The organism is Lysobacter sp. K5869, assembly GCF_018847975.1.
Classification (GTDB): Bacteria; Pseudomonadota; Gammaproteobacteria; order Xanthomonadales; family Xanthomonadaceae; genus Lysobacter.
Genome location: NZ_CP072597.1, coordinates 4,799,044 through 4,818,820, shown reverse-complemented (window position 1 = coordinate 4,818,820; position 19,777 = coordinate 4,799,044). Strand labels below are relative to the sequence as shown.

General features: G+C 62.1%; 16 protein-coding genes and 1 pseudogene. 10 read left to right on the top strand and 7 right to left on the bottom strand.

The window, feature by feature from the left end; translation table 11 throughout:
• Positions 1-79: 79 nt before the first annotated feature.
• Positions 80-958 carry a LysR family transcriptional regulator gene (locus J5226_RS20205; RefSeq protein ID WP_215836479.1) on the bottom strand — a complete coding sequence of 293 codons (879 nt, stop codon included), beginning with the start codon at positions 956-958 and terminating at the stop codon, positions 80-82.
• 116 nt (positions 959-1,074) lie between these two features.
• Here J5226_RS20205 and J5226_RS20200 point away from each other — a divergent pair, with 116 nt between their 5' ends.
• Genes J5226_RS20200 through J5226_RS20185 form a run of 4 tightly spaced genes read left to right on the top strand, consistent with a single transcriptional unit; the run spans position 1,075 to position 3,366 of the window.
• Positions 1,075-1,452: a nuclear transport factor 2 family protein gene (locus J5226_RS20200; RefSeq protein WP_215836477.1), complete on the top strand. Its 378-nt coding sequence runs from the start codon at positions 1,075-1,077 to the stop codon at positions 1,450-1,452.
• An 11-nt stretch (positions 1,453-1,463) separates the two neighbouring features.
• Positions 1,464-2,450 (top strand): zinc-binding dehydrogenase, encoded by a 987-nt coding sequence (locus J5226_RS20195; protein WP_215836475.1) that lies wholly within the window; start codon positions 1,464-1,466, stop codon positions 2,448-2,450.
• Positions 2,451-2,468: 18 nt separating this feature from the next.
• Positions 2,469-2,963 carry an SgcJ/EcaC family oxidoreductase gene (locus J5226_RS20190; RefSeq protein WP_215836473.1) on the top strand — a complete coding sequence of 165 codons (495 nt, stop codon included), beginning with the start codon at positions 2,469-2,471 and terminating at the stop codon, positions 2,961-2,963.
• A 10-nt stretch (positions 2,964-2,973) separates the two neighbouring features.
• Positions 2,974-3,366, top strand: coding sequence for a DoxX family protein (locus tag J5226_RS20185; protein ID WP_215836471.1), 393 nt, complete (start codon positions 2,974-2,976; stop codon positions 3,364-3,366).
• 143 nt (positions 3,367-3,509) lie between these two features.
• Here J5226_RS20185 and J5226_RS20180 read toward each other — a convergent pair.
• The 3 genes and pseudogenes from J5226_RS20180 to J5226_RS20170 all read right to left on the bottom strand — a co-directional run.
• Positions 3,510-3,932, bottom strand: a pseudogene (locus J5226_RS20180) (serine hydrolase domain-containing protein); the annotation flags it as partial.
• Between the two features lie 221 nt (positions 3,933-4,153).
• Positions 4,154-4,765, bottom strand: a complete 612-nt coding sequence (locus J5226_RS20175; protein ID WP_215836469.1) for a hypothetical protein — start codon at positions 4,763-4,765, stop codon at positions 4,154-4,156.
• A gap of 680 nt (positions 4,766-5,445) precedes the next feature.
• A complete protein-coding gene (locus tag J5226_RS20170) occupies positions 5,446-11,277 on the bottom strand; it encodes an ATP-binding protein (RefSeq protein ID WP_215836467.1) in 5,832 nt (1,943 codons plus the stop codon).
• A gap of 393 nt (positions 11,278-11,670) precedes the next feature.
• Between J5226_RS20170 and J5226_RS20165 the strand changes: the two genes are divergently transcribed.
• Positions 11,671-11,910: a hypothetical protein gene (locus tag J5226_RS20165; RefSeq protein WP_215836465.1), complete on the top strand. Its 240-nt coding sequence runs from the start codon at positions 11,671-11,673 to the stop codon at positions 11,908-11,910.
• A 611-nt stretch (positions 11,911-12,521) separates the two neighbouring features.
• Positions 12,522-12,998: a hypothetical protein gene (locus J5226_RS20160; RefSeq protein WP_215836463.1), complete on the top strand. Its 477-nt coding sequence runs from the start codon at positions 12,522-12,524 to the stop codon at positions 12,996-12,998.
• Positions 12,999-13,116: 118 nt separating this feature from the next.
• On the opposite strand, the gene J5226_RS20155 is transcribed toward J5226_RS20160, so the two are convergent.
• Positions 13,117-14,820, bottom strand: a complete 1,704-nt coding sequence (locus J5226_RS20155; RefSeq protein ID WP_215836454.1) for a phospholipase D-like domain-containing protein — start codon at positions 14,818-14,820, stop codon at positions 13,117-13,119.
• A gap of 447 nt (positions 14,821-15,267) precedes the next feature.
• Here J5226_RS20155 and J5226_RS20150 point away from each other — a divergent pair, with 447 nt between their 5' ends.
• On the top strand, positions 15,268-16,179 hold the full coding sequence (locus J5226_RS20150; RefSeq protein ID WP_215836452.1) for a hypothetical protein: 912 nt from the start codon (positions 15,268-15,270) through the stop codon (positions 16,177-16,179).
• Positions 16,180-16,188: 9 nt separating this feature from the next.
• Complete coding sequence (locus J5226_RS20145) at positions 16,189-16,680, top strand: hypothetical protein (protein WP_215836450.1); 492 nt, start codon at positions 16,189-16,191, stop codon at positions 16,678-16,680.
• Between the two features lie 80 nt (positions 16,681-16,760).
• Here the strand turns inward: J5226_RS20145 and J5226_RS20140 are convergent, their stop codons facing one another.
• Together J5226_RS20140 and J5226_RS20135 are read right to left on the bottom strand one after the other, a co-directional pair.
• Positions 16,761-17,204, bottom strand: a complete 444-nt coding sequence (locus J5226_RS20140) for a DUF952 domain-containing protein (protein ID WP_215836448.1) — start codon at positions 17,202-17,204, stop codon at positions 16,761-16,763.
• A 57-nt stretch (positions 17,205-17,261) separates the two neighbouring features.
• Positions 17,262-17,954, bottom strand: coding sequence for a LysE family translocator (locus tag J5226_RS20135; protein ID WP_215836439.1), 693 nt, complete (start codon positions 17,952-17,954; stop codon positions 17,262-17,264).
• A gap of 242 nt (positions 17,955-18,196) precedes the next feature.
• On the opposite strand from J5226_RS20135, the gene J5226_RS20130 reads away from it, so the two are divergent.
• Positions 18,197-18,595, top strand: a complete 399-nt coding sequence (locus J5226_RS20130) for a hypothetical protein (RefSeq protein WP_215836437.1) — start codon at positions 18,197-18,199, stop codon at positions 18,593-18,595.
• A gap of 525 nt (positions 18,596-19,120) precedes the next feature.
• Positions 19,121-19,759, top strand: coding sequence for a DsbA family oxidoreductase (locus J5226_RS20125; RefSeq protein ID WP_215836426.1), 639 nt, complete (start codon positions 19,121-19,123; stop codon positions 19,757-19,759).
• Positions 19,760-19,777 lie beyond the last annotated feature (18 nt).

Sequence of the window (19,777 nt, the reverse complement as noted above, 5' to 3'; positions counted from 1 at the left end):
AGGCTCAAGGGAGGGCGGCGCAGCCCGGAGCCAAGGTCTGACGCGGGGATTGCGTCCGCTTCCGGCCATTAGCGGACTTTCACAAAGTCACGAGCGATCGCACGTGCTGAATGCAGAAGTCCAGGTACGTCCGCACGATCGCAGACGGATGCCGATGCGACGGATAGAGCAGATGGATCTGCTGTTCGGGCATCGGACTGTCGGGCAGCAGCGGTATCAGGTCGCCCGTGCGCAACGCCGGCGTCGCAAGAAACGGCGGCAATTCGGCAACGACATCTCCCGCCAGCGCACGATTCCGAAGATGCGCATAGTCGTTGGTGGTCAGCACGCTTCGCGGCGCGATCGTCTCCTCGCCAAGGTGCCAAAGACTTGCGGCATTGGCGCCAGACGACCAGGTCGCGCAGGGAAAGCGATGCAGCGCTTCCACGGATTCCGGCAGCCCCAGGCGTTCGACCAGCGCACGGGCAGCCACCAGCATATGCCGGTACCCGAGCACGCGGCGCGCCACCATCGACTCGTGCGCGATCGCACCGACGCGCAATGCCACGTCGATGCCGTCCTCGACCAGGTCGACGCGACGCTCGGTCGTAAAGACATGCAACTGGATGTCCGGGTAGCGCTGCTGGAACAGGGACAGCAGTTCCCACCACGGCTCGAAGGCCGGAGGCAGCGACAGCCGCAGCCGACCCTTGAGCCGCGCCTGATCGCTGACCACGGCCTGCTCGGCCTCGAGCAGCGCCTCGATGCCGCGACCGGCATGCTCGTACAGTCGCGTACCCGCGTCGGTCAGGCGAGTGCCGCGCACCGACCGTTCCAGCAACTGCACGTTCAACTGCCGCTCCAGATCGCGAATGCGCCGGCTGAGCGTCGGCAGCGGCAGTCCCAGCCGCGCGGCCCCCGCGGACAGGCTGCCCGCCTGAACCACGCTGACGAACATCTGGACGGCGTTGAGGTCCATGGGGCTCCTCTCGAATACGGTAGGACGGTTACCAAGAATACGGATTCTATTGCGTAATCGATAGGGACACAGTGTGCTCCAGCCGCCAACCCGGCGGCCCCAACCGGAGCAACGCCATGTCCATCCAGTCCGTCCTGCAGTCCTACGAGACCGCCCTCAACGCCAACGACATCGACACCATCCTCGGCCTGTATGGCCGCGAGCCCGTGTTCATGCCGCAGCACGCCCCGGCCCTGGTGGGCCGCGACGCCGTGCGCGCGGGTTACGAACAGGTGTTCGCCACGATCAAGCTCGCCATCCGCTTCGACCTCCATGAGATCGAAGAAGCCGGCGACTGGGCTTGGGCGCGCACCAGCTCCGCCGGTCGCACGCAGATCCTCGCCGCGGGCGTGGAAGTGAGCGAAGGCAACAACGAGCTGTTCGTGTTCCGTCGCGAAGAAGGCGCGTGGAAGATCCACCGCTACCTGTTCGCGACCACCCAGCCGCGCGCCTGAGGTCGTCGATCATGAAGGCTTATGTGATCGAACAGTCCGGCGGCCCGGAAGTCCTGCAATTGCGCGACATCGCCTCACCCGAGCCCGGTGCGGACGAAGTGCAGATTCGCGTGCGTGCCTTCGGCCTCAATCGCGCCGAGGTGTATCGCCGCCTCGGCAGGATGGGCCCGATCTCGGGCCAGGTCGTGCCCGGCATCGAAGCGGTCGGCGAAGTCATCCGTGATCCGTTAGGCCTCTTCCGCACGGGCCAGCGTGTCGCCACCGCGATGGGCGGCCTGCAGTTCAGCCGCAACGGCAGTTATGCCGAGCAGGTGACGGTGTTGCGGCAGAACGTGGTCTCGCTCGACAACAGCGATTTGCCATGGGATGAACTCGCCGCTTTGCCCGAAGCCTACCTGACCGTGTGGGGCGCGCTCGACCGCAGCCTCGCGATCCAAGCGGGACAAACCCTGCTGGTGCGAGGCGCGACGTCCTCGGTGGGACTGGCCGCCGTGACGTACGCGAAGGCGCGTGGCCTGCGCGTCGTCGCGACCACCCGGTCGACGGCCAACCGCCAGCGCCTGCAGGAGATGGGAGCCGACGCTGTCGTCGTCGACACGGGTGAGATCGCCCCGCAAGTGCGCGAGATCGCTCCGTCCGGGGTCGACGCCGTCCTGGAGGTCGTGGGGGCTGCGACCTTGCGCGATTCGATCAGGACCGTTCGCCCGTTCGGCGGGGTGTCGGTAATCGGCCTGCTCGGTGGCCCGCCGCTACTGGAGCAGTTCCAACTGATGCAGGACCTGCCCGGCGCAGTGCGGCTGAACTTTTTCCCCAGCGGCCTGCTCGGCACGCCGGCCATGCCCTTGCAGGAATCGCCGCTGCCCTGGATCGCCGGTGAAGTCGCGGGCGGCCGCATGCCCTCGCTGCGCAGCAGCACCTTCGATTTCGATGATGTCCGTCGCGCGCACAGCCTGATCGAAAGCGATCGTGCGCTCGGCAAGTTCGTTGTACGCCTATAACCCAACCGGAGATCGCCCATGAAAATCCATAACCCAACTGGCTTGCTGGCAGTGGCCGTGCTCGCGTTGCTGCCCTTGGCGGCCATCGCCGCAGACGCCCCGTTCGGCAATCGCGACCAAACCGCCATCAAACGCCAACTCGACCGTTACGAGCAGGCGCTGAACAGCTCCGACATCGACGCCGTCATGCAGCTCTACGCCGCGGACGCCGTGTTCATGCCGCAGCACAGCCAGCCGGCAGTAGGCCGCGACGAAGTCCGCACGGCCTATCGGAAGGTCTTCGGCGCCATCCGCCTGGACATCGACTTCAACATCGACGAGATCCGGGTGTTGTCGCGCGACTGGGCCTACGCCCGCACGCGCTCCAACGGCACGGTGAAAGTGCTCGCATCGGAACAACCTCCCGTCCCGGAGGCCAACCAAGAAATCTTCCTGCTGCATCGTGAATCCGATGGCCAGTGGCGCTTTGCCCGCTACATCTTTTCCACCACCAACCCGCCCAAAAAACCTTGAGACCTCTGCCATGAACATTCGACTGCAAGCGCTCGCCATGAGCATCGCCCGCGTGCTGATGGCCCTGATCTTCATCCTGTCCGGCCTTTCCAAGATCGGCGCGGCGGATGCCACCCGTGGCTACATGGAAGCAATGGGCGTGCCCGGCGCGCTGTTGTGGCCCACTATCGTGTTCGAGATCGGTGCGGGCCTGCTGATCGCGCTGGGGTACCGCACCCGCGTCGTCGCAGCGCTGCTCGTGGGCTTCTGCCTGATGACCGCCGCGATCTTCCATCACCAGTTCGCCGACCAGATCCAGATGATCATGTTCCTCAAGAACATAACGATGGCGGGTGGGTTCCTGCTGTTGAGCAGTGTTGGCGCGGGGACCATCAGCCTCGATTCCAAGGTTGGTCGAGCCTAGATTTTCGCCGCCGGCAAGGAGTGCAAACTGGCCGGCTTTCCTAGGAATGTCCGCTTCGGGTCGGGACCGGACGCGCGTTGGTGGGCTGCACGAACCGAACACGCGGCACGCCGCGCGTGCAGCCCACCGAATCAGCGCGAAGCGGCCGCCTTCAACGGCCGCGCCTTGACCGCCTGCCACGCCGTCTCGGTGGCGCCGACGATCGAATCGCGTGGATCGACGAGGTCCGGCAGCCCCGACGTATACCCGAGCAACTGACGCACGCGGATCGCCCGCCACGCCGCGGGCAGATCGTCCAGGTAGCGCGACGCCGGCGCGTCGAGATCCACCCGCCCGTCCTGCGCGAGCTGCATCAGCGCGACGCCGGTGAAGGCCTTGGTGGCGGAGTTGAGGGGGAAGCGTGTCTTGGGCGTGACCGGTACTTTGTTTTCGACGTTGGCGTAGCCGTAGCTTTCCGAGAGGACGATGCGGCCGTCTTTGACGACGGCTAGCTGTAGGCCGGGGATGCGTTGCTCCGTCATGGTTTGTTGGACGAAGCGGCGGGTTTGGGTGTTGGCTTCGTGCAGCGAGGGGGCGGCTAGGGCGAGGTACCCAGATTTTCCAGCCCGAAGATAGGCGCCGCAGTTTTCAGGCCCGGCGACCACTGCAAACTCGCCGGTAGAAGTGAGATGTTCGCTTTGAGTCGCATGATGCCCTCCGGCCACTGCGGACGTCAGTAAGGCCTGCAGATGGCCTGCAAAGCCCAAGCCGTCAATTCGATGGTTTTTCGAGGACGACGAAAGCGTAGTTACAGCCCATCTGGAATCGGAATGCCAAGATCCTCAAGCACAATGATATGCCATGGGTACGCTTCAATTGCGAGGGCTGCATCACTGCCCAATTGTCGAACCTCATCTTGAATCCGAGTGATGTGATCTTCAACTAGGATGTCACGCCAGTCACGGTTTGGAAGAACGACAGTCGTTGAATCCCGAGGAAGTGTGAGTTCATCAGCACGTAGCCTCCACTCTCGCTCCCAAGTGAAGTCAACAGCGCCTTCTGGTCGATCAAGTTCAAACCTAACGTGGCGGTAGCGAAGGGCGTCTGGCAGCTTCTCAAAGTCAATGTCTGGCTGATAGATAACGGGACGTCCGCCAGCCTCAAAGACATACTTCTTGTCCACCATGATGCCAATCGGGCGGTAGCGCATTTTTTTTGGATCCGGATTGGCAAGAACGTAGCCGAGCTTGCTGATGGGGGTGTCCGTGAAGCACACGCATTTGTATCCCCCTTTAATGTAGCCGTTACCTCCCCGCAACCGCCCCTCGCGGATGATGCTCTGAAACTTCTTGAATGCGTCTCCAACTGTGTCACCGCGAACCAAATGGACTAGCTTGTCGCTCAGATCGTCCCTAATCATGATGGAATCCCGTGATTGAAAGCCTCTCCCTCTCGGAGGGCAGTTGGGCGACATCACTCCGCCCAATGCTGAGCGGGATATCTTCAGTACAACTCGATCTTAGAGCTGCTGGGTTTGACTAACAAGCGGACGTTTAGTTTGGCTCAGTGGCAGATCAGCAGGGCACGAGAGCTCTGTGCAACTAGTGCGCCGGCGGCCGATTCTGCTCGTGAGCGGTCTCTCTCGGCGCCCCGGCTTCTGGCCGCATGCGGACGCCGGTGCTCAATCCATTAGGCGTATTGCCTAACATGTCGGGTAGAGGTGTCCACTGAATGTGGCGCGTGTATTGGATACCAGCGGGCTTCTGCCTTGCAGTTGCCTGCTTTCGGCCAAAAGCGGGCATCAGTTTTCCGAGGGGCTGTCAGTGATGAAGCCAATTGGGTTACGGCTCAGGGCTGATTGACGCAGCGCCCGAGATCAGCGTACTCGTCGGTGACTTACTGACGCAGTAGTCCGCTGTTTCAATCAGGTTCTCGGGCGAACCAAAGTGCCAAACATTGCCGCGGCTTCCGTCGCCTGTAATTGTCGCCGCCATCATCGAAGGTGCGGATCTTTCGCCCGAAATCTTTCGAGAGTTGGTACACAAGCGGATGGTGAAGGGCAAGTAGCACGGATCAGCCAGGTCTTACGCTCTCCTGTACCTACACGTCCTTAAAGAAAACGGATCGACGGTGGGCCGAATAGGCTTCCAGACTTTCCTCGCGGCGCCAGGTGGTTATTGCGATGGACCAAGCCAACTCTCGTTTCGTGCGCTTTTGCGAAATGTCAAGGGCGGCTGAGTTGAGAAATGCGGCTACGCCGCATCGTGTCCTGCCTTCGCGCGGGTACAGCGGGCTCCAGTGATCGTTCCAGGTGATCGTTCTTCCGATGACTGCCCCTGAAGGGTCTATCAACTCGATCGCATCTGTAGTGCAACGGAGATTGCCTGACGCCACATGCGGCTCAGGGACGGGCAATCCGACGCTAATCACATCAGATTGCCAAGAACCGAAGGGCAAGGGCGTCAGATCCACGCAAACGGCAAATTCGGAACCCGACTTGCCCTCGGCCTCTATCGACTGTAGCGGTAGCAACGACAGCTCCCCCTCTAGTCTCAGGTTCTCGGCCTGGAGAATTCGCCCCATCTCGTAAAACTTTGGGTCGGCGCCTGGCTCGTAGTCGGAAGTTACAAGGTGAGAGCTGATGTCCAATATCGCGTAGTTGTCGACGGACGATTTGAGGGGAGTCCTGAGGGACGTGAGCCGCATGCCATCTATCTGAATGGCACTGAGGAACTGGCGAGCAACCGTCTCCAATTCGCCTCCTGACGCTAGAGCCTCTTCGGGAAAGTCCCCCAGCCAATCTGGTCGGCGGGCTGGCGTCAGTTCATGCAGGCCATGGATACCGTAAACCATATGTAGGCAACGGTCCTCTGCAAACGCTTGAGGCAAGCCCAATTCCGAGACGGCAAATGCGAGCGTTCTCAGGTAGGCCGAAAGATATGCTTCGCGCATCCTTTGCCAGAACTGTCCAATGATGCCCTCACGAAGCTCAGAGAAGTCGCCGAAGTAGTACGGGTATCGTGTGTAGTGAGTGCCGAGTGACTCGCAAATGTTTTTCCATTCAAACGCCCATTGCGTTCCAAAAGGGAAGCCGCTCTTCCGCTCCAGCTCCAAGAAGTGATTGCGATACACCGGCGGAACGTGCGATGTCTTGTGCTCTTCGAAATAGGCACTCGGCTCAAAATCGTGCGGAAACTCCGGGGAGTACGTTTGCCTCCACCCGCCGATAGCCTTCCCGTTCCCAAATGTCTTCTCGAGCAGGAGGTCGGCAAGGATTGAGGGATGCTTGATGCGGCACGCCACAACGCTATGCGGTGGGCGAGCGTCCTCGGATGCGAGCATCAGCAGATTAAGTACTTCGCAGGTCTCAGATTCGTACCTGCAGCGCTCAAGATGTTCAAGCAGGGCGGCAGTAGCCGCAGGTCGTGTTACAGCGTTCTCCAACAACTCTCGAATTTTTCTTGCCACTAGAAAACGGGCCATCGGCACCGGCCATTTCAGCCGCGTAAAAAGCATGCCGAGGCCATTCGAGATTCCAGGGCTGCTGGGCTTGAACCAAGACGCCGGTGGAATCGGCTGGTCTTGCACCTCATCGGCCAGAGTTTTTACGAAGGCGTCGGTTACGGCGCTTGCGACCTCAATCTGGCCAGCCAAGACGAGGAATCGCACCAGGTACTTGTAGCCGATGACTAACCCGTGGCCGCGTCGCCGATAGTAGGGTGCCGGCACTGACGTGTCTCGGATGTAGGAAAGCCAACGGTCCGCGAAGTTGGTAGCAGCTAACTCGAGTCGGTCCATCGCCTCCTTCTCGGAATTGAACCAGCTCTGCCACCCGCTACGATGAATGTGTGCCTTCACTAACCATGGATACGCCGCTTCCTTACCTTCTACCTCTAGGCTAAGGCGAAATGCCTCATCAAGAATCTCGTCAGCGCCGTATGTTTGCTCGGAGCTCTCGAAATATGACCAAATGCAGCGCAATGCTCGTGTGGCGGCCCCGTTTTCACGGCAGTGGTTGAGCCAGGAGGCGAAGAATCCGCTACGCAGCTTGTAGTCAACGGCCTCCGATGCAGCCAGGACATCCGAGAAACACTCTGGCCCGAACAAAGTCGCATCCGGCAGCTCCTTGCTTTCGTTTTCCGACTCCGAATTTGATGATTCATATCGTTCTGGCGGCGGGTGTCCACCAAGGAATGCCACTTGCGCATCAACAAGCCTCCTTGCCGCTCCATCGTCGAGAGCCCGCTTCTCGAGAGCCTCCAACGTCCTGGTGTCGATTAGAGTTCCAGCGAGGGCGCGCGACTCCTCCAGGGAAAGATCCATGGATCCTACGTATTCGATGATGCATTCGTCTGCGTACCTGTGCTCGTCCTCATCAACGTGATGCTCAAAAAGGCTTGGCAGGAACTCCGAGAGACATTTGTTCACGGCGTCAATGAGCTCCGACCTGACGTGACCGGTCTCGTCCCCATCCGTAAACTCCGTGATCTGATCAACTATCGGCGCAGTCGTTTCCAGCCATTTGCGTGTGTTCGAAGGATCTTTGGAGTGAACCCACGAAATGGCGTCCAATACTTCAAACGCACCCAGGTCCTTCCTCCACCCGTACCCGACTACGCATTCTGCTGCGTGGCGCAGATAGGCTTGTTGCTCCGCGTCGTTATAGAGCTTCGCTACATCGGCCAACAGAGTCCATCGCTCAGACCTTTCGCTAAACTCCACAACCTTAGATACAAGCCGATTGGCCTCATCTGTCAGCATCGTCTTAGCTGCAGCCGGCTCTAGAACGGGGGCCCGGGATGCGCTGGTACGCGCAACCCAGATTTCGTCGGACCAATGTACGGAGCCTCTCGCGATTTCGAAAGTAGCCACCGATACTCGAGTCCCGTTACTTGTCGCAAGGTGGAGGTCTAACGCAATCCTGCGAAGCGCCTCGCAATACGCGATGTACTGTGTGTAGTCTTCCTCTGGCGACGGGCCATGCAACACCGCCGCAATATCTGCTGATCCCAAGTACACAGCCGCAAAGTCCGCCTTGAGTTCGCCTGTAGCAATCGAGGCCGCAACTTCTTCGAGCTGAGCCAATCCCACTCCGATCCAGCCTTCTTCTCCCCCTAGATCCCGTGGAATCAAGGTGTACGGCGCGTCCCCAGCACGCATTGCTACGTATAGCGCGGACCAGAATGAATCCCAAAAGAAGGCGGCCACCTCCTCTCTCATTCCGTACGTGTAGCGACCCTGTATGAGCTCGGTCGGTACATCGGCGTGACGTACTTCAGATGGCAGATCGAAGCCTCTGCTAAGAAACCAATAGGCCGCGAAGGGTGAAATGGGCCCATTCCCGCTTAAGATCAGTTGCCGCGCGTCCGCTCCATTTGATCCAGCAATTCTGATGATTTCATCGCAAGCAAGGGTCCGATGTTCTTCCCAGGCATCATCCTGCAGCTTCGTCAGCGCAAGTTGGAGTCCCGCTAGATTTCGAGCATTCCCTAACGAGCGAATCAATTTGGCAATGTACGGATCGGGCTCCTCGAACCCGAGAAGAAAGCTCAGGACTCGCTCTACATCGGTAGCCCCCATCTGCGCGCTAACTGCAATTAGCTGATCAATGAGTTTGGTGAACTCCGCATACGGGCGGTGGCGCAGTGAAATCCAGGTGTTTATGCGTCGCCCTAGCTCACTTAGGCAGGCCGGCTGAGTTTCCGATGCCAACTCGGTAAGGCCACATCGCCCGATTGCGCCAACCTCTTCGTCTGAAAGCTCGAAGGGGGCGTCAATAAGATTGAGCGTCTGCTGGCGATTCTTGGAGACTGTTAACGCAGTTGCGAGAAACAGAGAAAAGTCTCGCGCTTGGTAATCTCGACCGTTCGACACGCGCGTCTTAAGACTGCGACGTTTAACGGTACCGGGAAGGTCTCCGTCAAGGAAACACTTCTCTTCCGCCGATTTCAGAATGCTCTCGATCTGCTCTGGAGGCCAACCGCTCGAGAGCGACGAAACCACCCAGTCACGATTCGTTCCAGCCATCAGATCAGCGAAATCGCCGGCTCGCGCCTTAGTCAGCCATAGCCATCCCCATCGCCAATACTCTGGGGCTTCGTTCTCAAGCCAATCCACGATCTTCGGCAATAGCGAGACATACGATTCGTCGTGATCAGGCCTTTCTCGAACCCAAGCAAACACGCTGGAATGGAACGGCACCATGCCAAAACGGCGCGGCTCGAGAAGGTGATCAATCTCGCTGAAGTCGCCTAGTACCTGTCTAATGCCGAGACTGGGCCAATGGAACCCGGATCCCGCCAACATGTGTAGGGCATTCTTCGCCGTGGGGGTCAGTCGAACCCAAAGACCTTGGTAGTAGGTCTTGATGTCGCCGTCCGGGCAGGGGGCCAGGGCCTTCACATCGTCGGCAGAAATCGGTACTCCAGCGCGAACAAGCTGCTCATACGCGTAGATCAGATGCAGCGGATGCCCCTGGCTAATCTGGAAGAGAGCTTCGGCAACTTCACTCACCAACTCAGCTCTGCGGTCCGGAGTTGGGTCAAAGCGCAGCAGTAGTGGCCTGACCTCGTTCATGAGCGCAAGCCAACTATGAACAGATGTTTGTTCCATGGCAGGAATCTCCTGCCAATCCTCATCCCTTGCGAGCGTCAATAGCTTGCTCGGTAGTTGCTCATCGGGAACTCGCTGCGTTCCTACAATGACGCTCACGTTCTCCGGAGGCGGAAGAAGCTCATTGAACAGGTGATTGAGTTGATCTACCCGCCTGTTGTCCCGCCACACATGGTCCAGTCCATCGATGACGATGTAGAGGCGCTTGTCCTCCTTGGCCAAGTTAGCGGCGGCTGCTTTGATAGATCGCCGAAAGTCTCGCTCGTTGTCGGAGACTCCGTCCATCGCTTCGGCATGCCGCGCGCCAAGTTGTTCGAGTAGGGAAGCTGCAATATCAGCAAAGGATGTTCGATCGGAGAAGTCTTCCTCCGCTGGAATGAAATAGTGATGGCGGAGGACCGCAGCGCCTTCTTTCTGGAGTTTCAGCGTCAAATAGCTCAGGAAAGTACTTTTCCCACGGCCTGGTGTACCCCAAAGAACGGTGGTTGATTTGTTGTCCTGAAGCCGGGTCCTGATGGTTTCGTAAAAGATGCTGCTTGGGGGCTGGTATCCGTCAGGAACGACAAAGTCCTGGCGCAGAGGCTGAGGCCTGCGCTTGTTGATCACCTGGGTTACGTGCTCCCGAAGAATCTTTCCACCAGGGGACGGTTGATTCTTGTTGGTTGCCCATGTGCGCACGTGGTGTCGAAAATAGACCCATCCAAGTGGGTCGGTATCTGACGGCACAATTTGATCTCGAAGCAGTCGCTCGTAGTCTTGAAAATCTGGCTGTTCGCCCAAGAAATCGAACGAGTTGAAAAAGAGCTCAGCTTCGGCTTGACCGCCGCATTCAGCCTCTATCGATTTCCGCAGTCCTGCGTCGAGCTTGCCTAACGAAACTCGATTGCCGACGAGTCCTTTCCGGAACCCAGCAGACGGGAGTCGGTTTGTTTTCAGGCAAGCAGAGTGAATCCGCCCCATGGCGGCTACGCGGGCTAATGAAGTCGCCCATTTCGCAAGCATGGAAGTCCCCTTCCCGGACTTCTCAAGAAGCCAGGGCCAGTCGAGCTCGTACCTTTCCGAGTCAACCGTAAACTTGACCTGGACGAACTCGTAGGACCCATCGACTCGCTCCGCCACAACGTCGTCGAGAGCTTTGAACTGGCTATCGTCCGCTTCTAGCTTTACCCAATTGAATAAGCCAGGGTCTCGGTAGTGCCGGAGTAGAATTTCGATTCCGGCCAGATCCTGATACTCATAACCAGCACGCGGAATGGCGGCCGTCTTTATTGCCGGCTTGACCGCCTTGGCGACAGATTGGATATCTTCAGGCGTACTCAAGAGCCTACGTGTCCGCTAGTGGTTATGCCGAGATGATCAACTTCTCGATCAAGTCTATCTGCAAAAGCTGCTGTAGTTTGAATTACTCAAGCTCCCGTAGACACCAACTCTACCGAGGAAGGGCTGTTTTGGGGCGAAAGCGCACATCAACGACATTAGTGCGCCTCGCCGAAATGCTTTTGTACGTATACGTGATTTCGCGATGAACTCGGACAAGTCTTATTGACAGTTGTAAGCCTGTTCTGCAGAGTTGCGATCAAGGAGCGTCGAAACTCCCAAACACATAGCGAAACCCGCCTTCGTCAATGGTGGGATTTTTCACATCTGTCGTTTGGAGGAGTATCACGTATGCCTCGCAAGCCCAACCGCACACCCCCGCAAGAAGGCGTGGTCATGTCCGTCGATGCGTTCAAAGCGCTGTCCGCGTTTCAGCAGGAACTGCACGGGATCGTGCGGACCTTGCAGCCCGAGGTGTTGATCGAGGTCGGGTATCCGCCCGGGACGGATCACCGGTTGTTGCGCGAGGTGTTCCAGGCGTTGGCGCGGCGGTTGGATCCGGTGGTGGAGGCGTGTGTGTGGTCGCCGGATGGGGAGGGCGAGGCCGGGGCGTCGGGGGCGCGGCGGTTGCATTGAGGCGTGGACGGTCGGTCGCGACCGCCGTTGGGGCGGTCGCGAGTCGTCCAGGGGCAGCGGTGCGTCGCGAGGGGTGGGGCGGTGGGCCGGTTCGCTGCGGTCGTCGCCTGAAACGTCTCGCGTTGGGGCCGAAACGGGCCGGGCGCGAGGCGGTTCGGCTCGGCGCGCGGGCGGTGTGGGTCCGGCCGCGGGCCGCGACGCCCGGGCCGCGGTGCCGCGCATCCCGGCCGCGAGGCGGTTGGCTTCGCGCCCGGGCTGCCGATTCTTGCGCGCCGCGGTTGGCGCGTTGCGCTTGCAAGGCGTTCGGCCTTGCGTGCAAGCCTTGGGGTTCGCGGTTGGGAGGCGATGGCTTGCGCTTGCGGCGATAAGGCTTGCGGGCGGGGCGATGTGCCTTGCGGCTGCAAAGCGCTGCGCGTTGCGGGCAAGCGGACTGTGGCGCGGGTGAGGCGTGCGGTGTCGCGGTCGGGTGTCGGCGGGGCACGCGCGAGGCATGGCGGTTTGCGTTGGGGGTGGCGGGTGTCGCGTCGGGGGCGCTGCGCGTCGCGCGCGGCGTCCTAGGCTGCGCGGGCCGGCCGTCGCGGCCGGCTTACCGACCCATCGCAAGGATTGCCATGAGCCAGAATCTGATCGACCTGACCCTTTCCGCCGAATCGTTGGCCGCCATCGATGAGGCGCTGTCCGTCTTGGAAACGCAGTTGGCGGGGCTGATCGCGCTGACGCCGGACCAGCGCCGCCAGTTGACCAAGATGGGCGACAAGTCCGAAGCGTTCTGCCGTCAGGCGGTGAACGTGATGAACGAGAACCCCGGCATCCTGCCGCGCAATTTCGATGTGGGCGAGCTGCGCCGCGATTTGGGCTTGCTCGATGCGTTGCGTCCGCGCGCGCTGCGGCTGACGCGTTTGCACGAGCGGGTGCGCGATACCGACACCGCGATCGGCAGCGATCTGATGACCAACTCGCTGGAGGGCTATGCCTTCTTGAAGATCGCCGGCAAGGGCGAGGGCTTGGAGGCGCTGCGGCAGATGTTGTCGGCGCGGTTCAATCGCAGTTCGGCTAAGGCGGCGCCGACGACGGCCTCGTCGGACTGACCTCGCCGGCCCAAGGCCGGAGCGGATCGTCGCTGCAAGCGTCGATTCGCTCCGGCTTTTTTTGTGGGTCCGCGTCGGGGCGCGCGGGCGAGCGGGGGTGCGTCGGCGCGGGCCGGCCTCACTTCTTCGGCGATGCGAAGTACTTGCGCCGCTTGGATTTGTAGCTGTTGGGGTTGAAGTGCGCCGGCACCCAGTCGGCGGCGCGCGGCTTGAGGTAGCCGGCGTCGGGGTCGGAGCGTCCGGCGTCGCTGAGCAGGCGGACGATGTAGCGCGCGTAGTGGTGGTCGAACACGCGCAGGTATTCGCCGAAGTAGATGTCGGCGACGCGGGTGTCGCCGCGGATGACCAGCATGTTTTCGTCGTTGATGCGCTGCGAGGGCTTGCTGAAGTTGGCCGAGCCGGTGATGACGAGGGGGTCGTCGCTCAAGGGGTCGATGAGCATGAACTTGTTGTGGATGTAGCGGTTGCGGTTGAGCGGGTTCGAGCGTTCCTGGAGGAAGTTCGACAGCGCGTCGCGGTCGAGGTAGGCGCCGGCGGCGAAGATCACGTCGCGGTCGTTGCCGATGGATTCGGTTTCGCCCAGCGGGTCGTCCTTGACGATGTAGCGGATGACGTCGTTGTCCTGGCTCAGCACCTGTTGGAAGGTGTCGTCGATGTTGAAGGCGAAGGTGGTGCAGGAGACTTCGCGGGCTTCGGCGAGCCGGTCGGCGTACCACTGCAGGGTGGTGTTTTCGTCCTTGCCGTCGCGGGCGGAGAACAGCGGGGTGACCGAGCGCTTGGGCGGTTTGCCGGTCGGGACCGGGGTCGCGGTCTGGTTGTGCGGGCGCAGCTTGGTCGGGGTGAGGTTGTCGGCCAGTCGCTGCCAGTAGTCGAGGTACTTCGCGGCCACGTCTTCGTCCCAGACGATGTGGCCGACGTTGGAGTGGCCGAAAATGCCGCCGGCGGAGACGTTGGTCGATCCGGTCCACACCGCGATGGGGGTGTCCCCTTTCAGCAGGACGATGAACTTGTTGTGGCGGATGCCTTCGCTGACGGTGCGGCCGATCACCGCGTCGTGGTCGCGCAGGCCCGAGGCGTCGATGGTCGCTTCGTTGTCGGTCTTGTAGGAGCTGGCCGCGTCGTAGACGATCTTCACGTCCGCGCCGGCTTCGATGGCTTTGGTGAAGGCGTTGGCCACCGGTTGGTAGTGGAATTCGTAGAGCGCGGCGCGCAGCCCCATGCCGTCGCCGGCCAGGCCGATGAAGCGGACCAGCGCTTCGAACAGGCCGCGCGAGAGCCATTGCATTTCCGGCGAGCGCGGGTTGTCGGGGTCGGGTTCGCGGTTCTCGAATTTGCGCGCGTAGGCTTGCGAGCCGATCACGCCGCGGTTGAAGAAGACGTCGTGGCGGACGGCGGTGTCGTTAGGGTCGGTGAGTTGGTCGCCTTCCAGTTCGCAGGTCACCTCGAGTTCGACGGCCGCGGCGTCGTCGGGCTTGGGGTTCTTGACGGTGCCGTGGATCGGCACGATCCGGTAGCGGTAGCGGGTGCCGCTCTTGGCGGTGTAATCGGCCCATTGGAAGCCTTGCACCGGGTGCTCGGCGGTGGAGACCAGGGTGCCGGGCGGCAGCTCTTCGTGTTTGTTCTGGAAGCGCTTGATCCCGCGCAGCCAATAGCGTTCGACTTCGGCGCCGGCCACGTCGAACTCGGTGCGTTCGATACCGAAGCCGAGCAGGTCGGGGCGCGTGGGCGCCTTGCCGTTGTGGGTGTCCCAGGCGAGGGCCACCACGTAGGTTCCCGCGTACGCGGCCGCCTTCAGTTCGCTGCCTTTCACTTTGGTGCGCATATCGCCTCCGTTGCGTGCGGGTGGGTCGATCGGTGCGTCTCAGAAGCGTTTGATTTTTTCGGGCTGCGGGGCGGTGGGGTTCGCTGCGTTTTCAATGGAACTGACGTAGAAGCCTCGCGCGGTCGGTCAGGGGCGAGGCGTCGCGCCATCGGGAGGGGCGTGCACGACGGTTCGGACGCGGGCACGGGGCGGCTGCTGGTGGGCGGTTCTGCGCGGGGGATTTCGTCGGCCTCGGATCGGTCTGCGCCGATGGCGAGCGTCCCGTGCCGTGTCGCGATCTCGCGAAGGCCCGCCAATCGTCCTTTTTCCCATCTACAGGACATGATGGATCGCAATGAATAGCGGGCTGATTCGGCAAAACCTCCGGGTGGGGTTCCGGTATTCGCCCTTTCTTTGCTGAAATGCACTGGCTGGTCGAATCGACGATCGGAAAGAAGGGAGTCGCGCATGAAGAGTGTTGGCCGACGGAGCGGGTCGGGCCGGGTGGCGTGGATGGCTGGGGGCGCGCTGCTGGTACTGATTGGATGTTGGTATGCCGTCTCCGATAACGCCGATACCCTCGTTGCGAATGGAGCGGAAGGCGTTCACGGCGCGGACGCGGCGAACGGACGATCGGCCTTGCCTGCGCCGGATCCGCAGGGCCGCGAGGGACGTGCCAGCCGTCGCGGCGTCGATGGACGCAAGGCTGCTCACTCTGGGGCGGAGACCGTCGTTCCTCCTTCCGGAAACGCGCGGGACGTGGTCGCTCAGCTTCGCCCGCGGGCCGAGGCGGGCGACGCGCGCGCGGCGCTGCTGATTCACTTGAAGCTGTACGAGTGCGCGAATTTGCAGAGCGTTCCGGCGATGGAGCAGGCGGCCGAAGCGTACGAACGCGCGGGCGCGTCTGGAAGCACGTACATCGCCGATCAACAGCGTATCCGGAAGGACTGCGCATCTTCCGCGGAACTGCTTTCGGAGCAAGCAAAGTGGCTGGAACAAGCCGCCGACGGCGGCGATACGGTGGCGCAGATGCTGTACGCCAGCAACCCGGGCGTTTTCTTTCGCAGCGCGACGGACATGCTGGCGGACCCCGCTGGCTTGGAGCGATACAAGCAGAAGGCCAATGGCTACATGAGCGCGTTGGTCGGGCAGGGCAACATCGAGGCCATGATGTGGTACGCGGGCGCGTACGACAGCGGCGTGATGTTGGCAAAGGATCCGATGCGCTCTTACGCGTATTACCGCTTAGTCGAGATGTCGGCACCGGGCACGATTTCCCGCGAATCCATGGATTACCAAGCCAGCCGGATTCCCGATGGGAAGAAGGTCGAAGCCGATGCTTTGGCCAGCGAGTTGTACTCAGACTGTTGCAAGAACTAGGAGCATTGGATGCGTAGGCCAAGTGTCGTTTTGCTGGGAGTGTCGGCGGCTCTCGCGGTGTCTGCCGGAATTTATGCTTATGCCGGCAGCGTGAGAGAGGGGAAGGCGGGGATCTACGGCGCGTACCGCTGCATGACGTCGTGCCGTCTGCAATCGCCGGCGCCGGACGCGCCGACATTGGAGTTTTTGAGAACGGTGGACCGCAATCTTCTGAAGGACTCGAACTACAGGCAGATGAGCGGAGACGTTCTTGTCGTTTGCAATGAGGTCGCTTGTGTCAACTACACGCGCAGCGACGACCCGCAGAACTACTTCGGCGGTCCTCAAGTGCCGGTCAACCAAGTTATCCAGCCGCCGGCCGGCGGGGGTGGCGGTGGAGGCGGCGAAGGCGGCTCGGGCGGGGGCGGCGGCGCGGCTGGTGGCGGCAGCGTCGCGCCGGGTAGCGGCGGCAGTGCGGGCGGCGGCACCGTGATTGTTCGCCCTCCGCGCAGAGAGAGGTAGGCCCACGCGTCGTAACGCACGCATCGCTGTACTAAGCCCCGCCGATGGCGGGGCTTTTTGTTTCCGCTTAGCGCGCTACTTCACGCCGGGGGGGATGGGCCGTCGGGTGAAGCGGAGGATATTCCCACCACCACGCGCCCTTCGCTATCGCGCCGCAGCGGCGCCAAGGACATCACCCAGCGCTGTTCCAGCACGCCGTACAGGTGCGGAAAGATCAGGCCGCTGCGCGGCGAGCGTTCCCACTTCATCGTTTCGCCGGTGGCTTCGACGTTCACCGCGGCGAGGAACAGGTCGGTCTGGCCGGGGAAATGGCGGTCGGCGGTGCCGGTGAGTTGTTCGGCGGTGGACAGGTGGATGAAGCCGTCGGCGAGGTCGGCGGGCGAGCCTGCGAAGCGGCCGTGGGTTCGCAGGGCTTCGGTTTCCGGCCGGGTCAGGATCTTGTAGGCGATGGTCGGGTGCGCGGCGCGTTCGTCCGCGTCCGCGCCGCCGATGAGCATCGACGCGAGCAGCGCGATAGTCGTCATGGGAGGCCTCAGTGGGGTCAGGGGGCGGTGGGTCGTCGTTCGCGTGCGGCCGGGCTTTCAGGCCGCCGCGCGTTTCCACCCCACGGCCAGCGCGCCGGCGCCGATCATCAGCGAGCCGCCGACCCGGTTGATCGTGCGCTGCACGCGCGGCTTGCGGATCGAGCGGCGCGCCATCGCGGCCAGGAGACCGTACAGCGTCGCGTTGGCGGTGGCGAGCACGAGGAAGGTGAGTTCGAAGATCAGCATTTGCCCGAGCAGCGGCCGCGCGGTGTCGAGGAACTGCGGCAGGAACGCTACGAAGAAGATGATGCTTTTCGGGTTCAGCGCGGTGACGGCGTAGGTGTGCAGGAAGATCCGCAGCGGCCGTTCCTTCGGCGCGTCGGCGGCCGTTTCGTCGGCGGCGCCCGCGGACACCGGCGCGCGCCAGAGTTTGATGCCGAGGTAGACGAGGTAGGCCGCGCCGATCCATTTCAGGGCGGTGAACAGCGTCGCCGAGGCCGCCAGCAGCGCGCCCAGGCCGAGCATGGAGGCGGTCATGGCGGTGAAGTCGCCGAGCGCGACGCCGGCGACGGTGGAGGTCGCGGCCTTGCGGCCGTGGCCCAGGGCATAGGAGACGATGAGCAAGACCGTGGGGCCGGGGAGGGCGAGAAGGACGGCCGATGCGGCGACGAATGCGAGCCAGTGCTCAAGTGACATGGACGGTTCTCCGGTGGGAGGCGCCAGTAATCCATCGGAATGCGGCGGGTGCAAGCATCCGGTGTTTTTGAATCGCATCGCGTTGGCGAACTTTATCCCCGCATGGCCCGCACCGTCCTCGGACGAAAACTCGGCGAGAAAAGGGCCTATGCTGCTGAAGCCCTCTTGTTCAAGGGGCTGGGCCAGGATGCGGGCTCCGGGGTCTGGACCGCGGCCGGCGGATTCGATGCGGACGCGATAGAAAAGTCGGCAGACCGCTCGACGGCGTCGTGGTGCAAATCAGGGGGAGGTTGCTGATGAAGGCATGGCTGACGTTGGCGGCATGGGTCATGGCAACCGGCGCGGTTGCATCCGAAAGGCCGCAGACAGTGGCGGAGGTGTTGGCGCCTAGGTGCGTGGAACGTGTGGCGCACATAAACGCGTATCTGGAAGCCAGCAGGGAGGGCGCATGGCTGGTCGACGCTATGGGCTCCAAGAAGGGCATTCGACTCGACTTCAATCCGCAATCCCGGCAACGCTCCATCGCGACCGTCAAGAATCATGTTTGGCGTCCACAGGAATATTTGAACAAGACGTTTCGTGCGACCTTCCACGGAAAACTGAGATGCCCCGCCGGCAGCGGGAAGGTCGTTGCGTTGGAAGTCGGCAGCGTCGAAAAAATCCAGCTCAGTCCAATCGTGGGATCGCAGCGTTAAGTCCGTAAGCCGCTGGCCGCGCTTCGATCTCGGCCAGGGCTCCGATCTTTTCGCTGCATCCTCCGCGGGAAGCCTTGTGTCCGAGCCGACTTGCGCAAAGCGGTCGCTGCGACGTTGGGACGATGATGCGAAGCGCGGCGAGTACGCTCGGAAGCGGCCTGTCTTCGTTTCAAGCCGGGGGCGTTCGTCGCCTGCGGGGCGGTTTCCGTCAACGCCTGTGTCCAGTACGGTGCCGCGATCTCGCTGCTCCCGTGCCGCGTATCACGATGCCGATGTGCGCGGTCTTCGTCCGTCGCGCGCGGCCGCGAACCTCGTGCGCCGCGTCGCGATGGGCGAGGCGAAGGGCTTGGGCAAGCGTGAGCGATTCCTGACCGCCGACACCGATCCGCGTCGCTGCGGCGTTCTACCATTGCGCCGCTTTCCGCAGGGCCGGGGCACGGATCGGCTGCGGATCGACGTTCCTTTCAGGGTGGCCGCGTGCGCGGCCATCGACTCGACGACCCCCGCCGCATGGAGGCTCTTGCAATGCCCGCGCTGAAAATCGATTTGTATTCCGACATCGTCTGCCCATGGTGCGCCATCGGGCAGCACCGTTTGGACAAGGTGTTGTCCGAGCGTTTCCCGACCCTCGAGGTGGATGTCGAGCATCATCCGTTCGAGTTGCATCCCACCGCGCCGCCGGAGGGGTACAAGCTGGCGGACTACTTCGTTTCGCGCGGTTTCGACATCGCCAACGAAGGCGCGATCTTCGCTAAGCCCGAGGCCGAAGCGCGGACGTCGGGCCTGGAGCTCAAGCTGAGTTTCGAGCGGCAGCCGTTGATCTTCCGCACCGTGCACGCGCACACGCTGCTGCGGCATGCGCGCGGGCGCGGGACGCAAGGCGCGCTGGCGAAGGCGTTCATGCATGCGTTCTTCGTCGATGGCCGCAATGTTTCCGACAAGGACGGGTTGGCGGACATCGCGACGAAGCACGGGTTCGCGCACGCGGAGGCCGCGGCGATTCTGGCCGATCCGTACGAGCAGGCCGAGAGCGAGAAGCGCATCGCCGCCTCGCGCGAGAAGGGCGTGCGCACGGTGCCGACCTTCGATATCGGCGGGCTGGTGATGGGCGGCGGGTCGGAGGATCAGATCGCCGATGCGATCGCGCAGCGGCGCGCGCCGTAAGCCGGCGCGCGCCGCGGT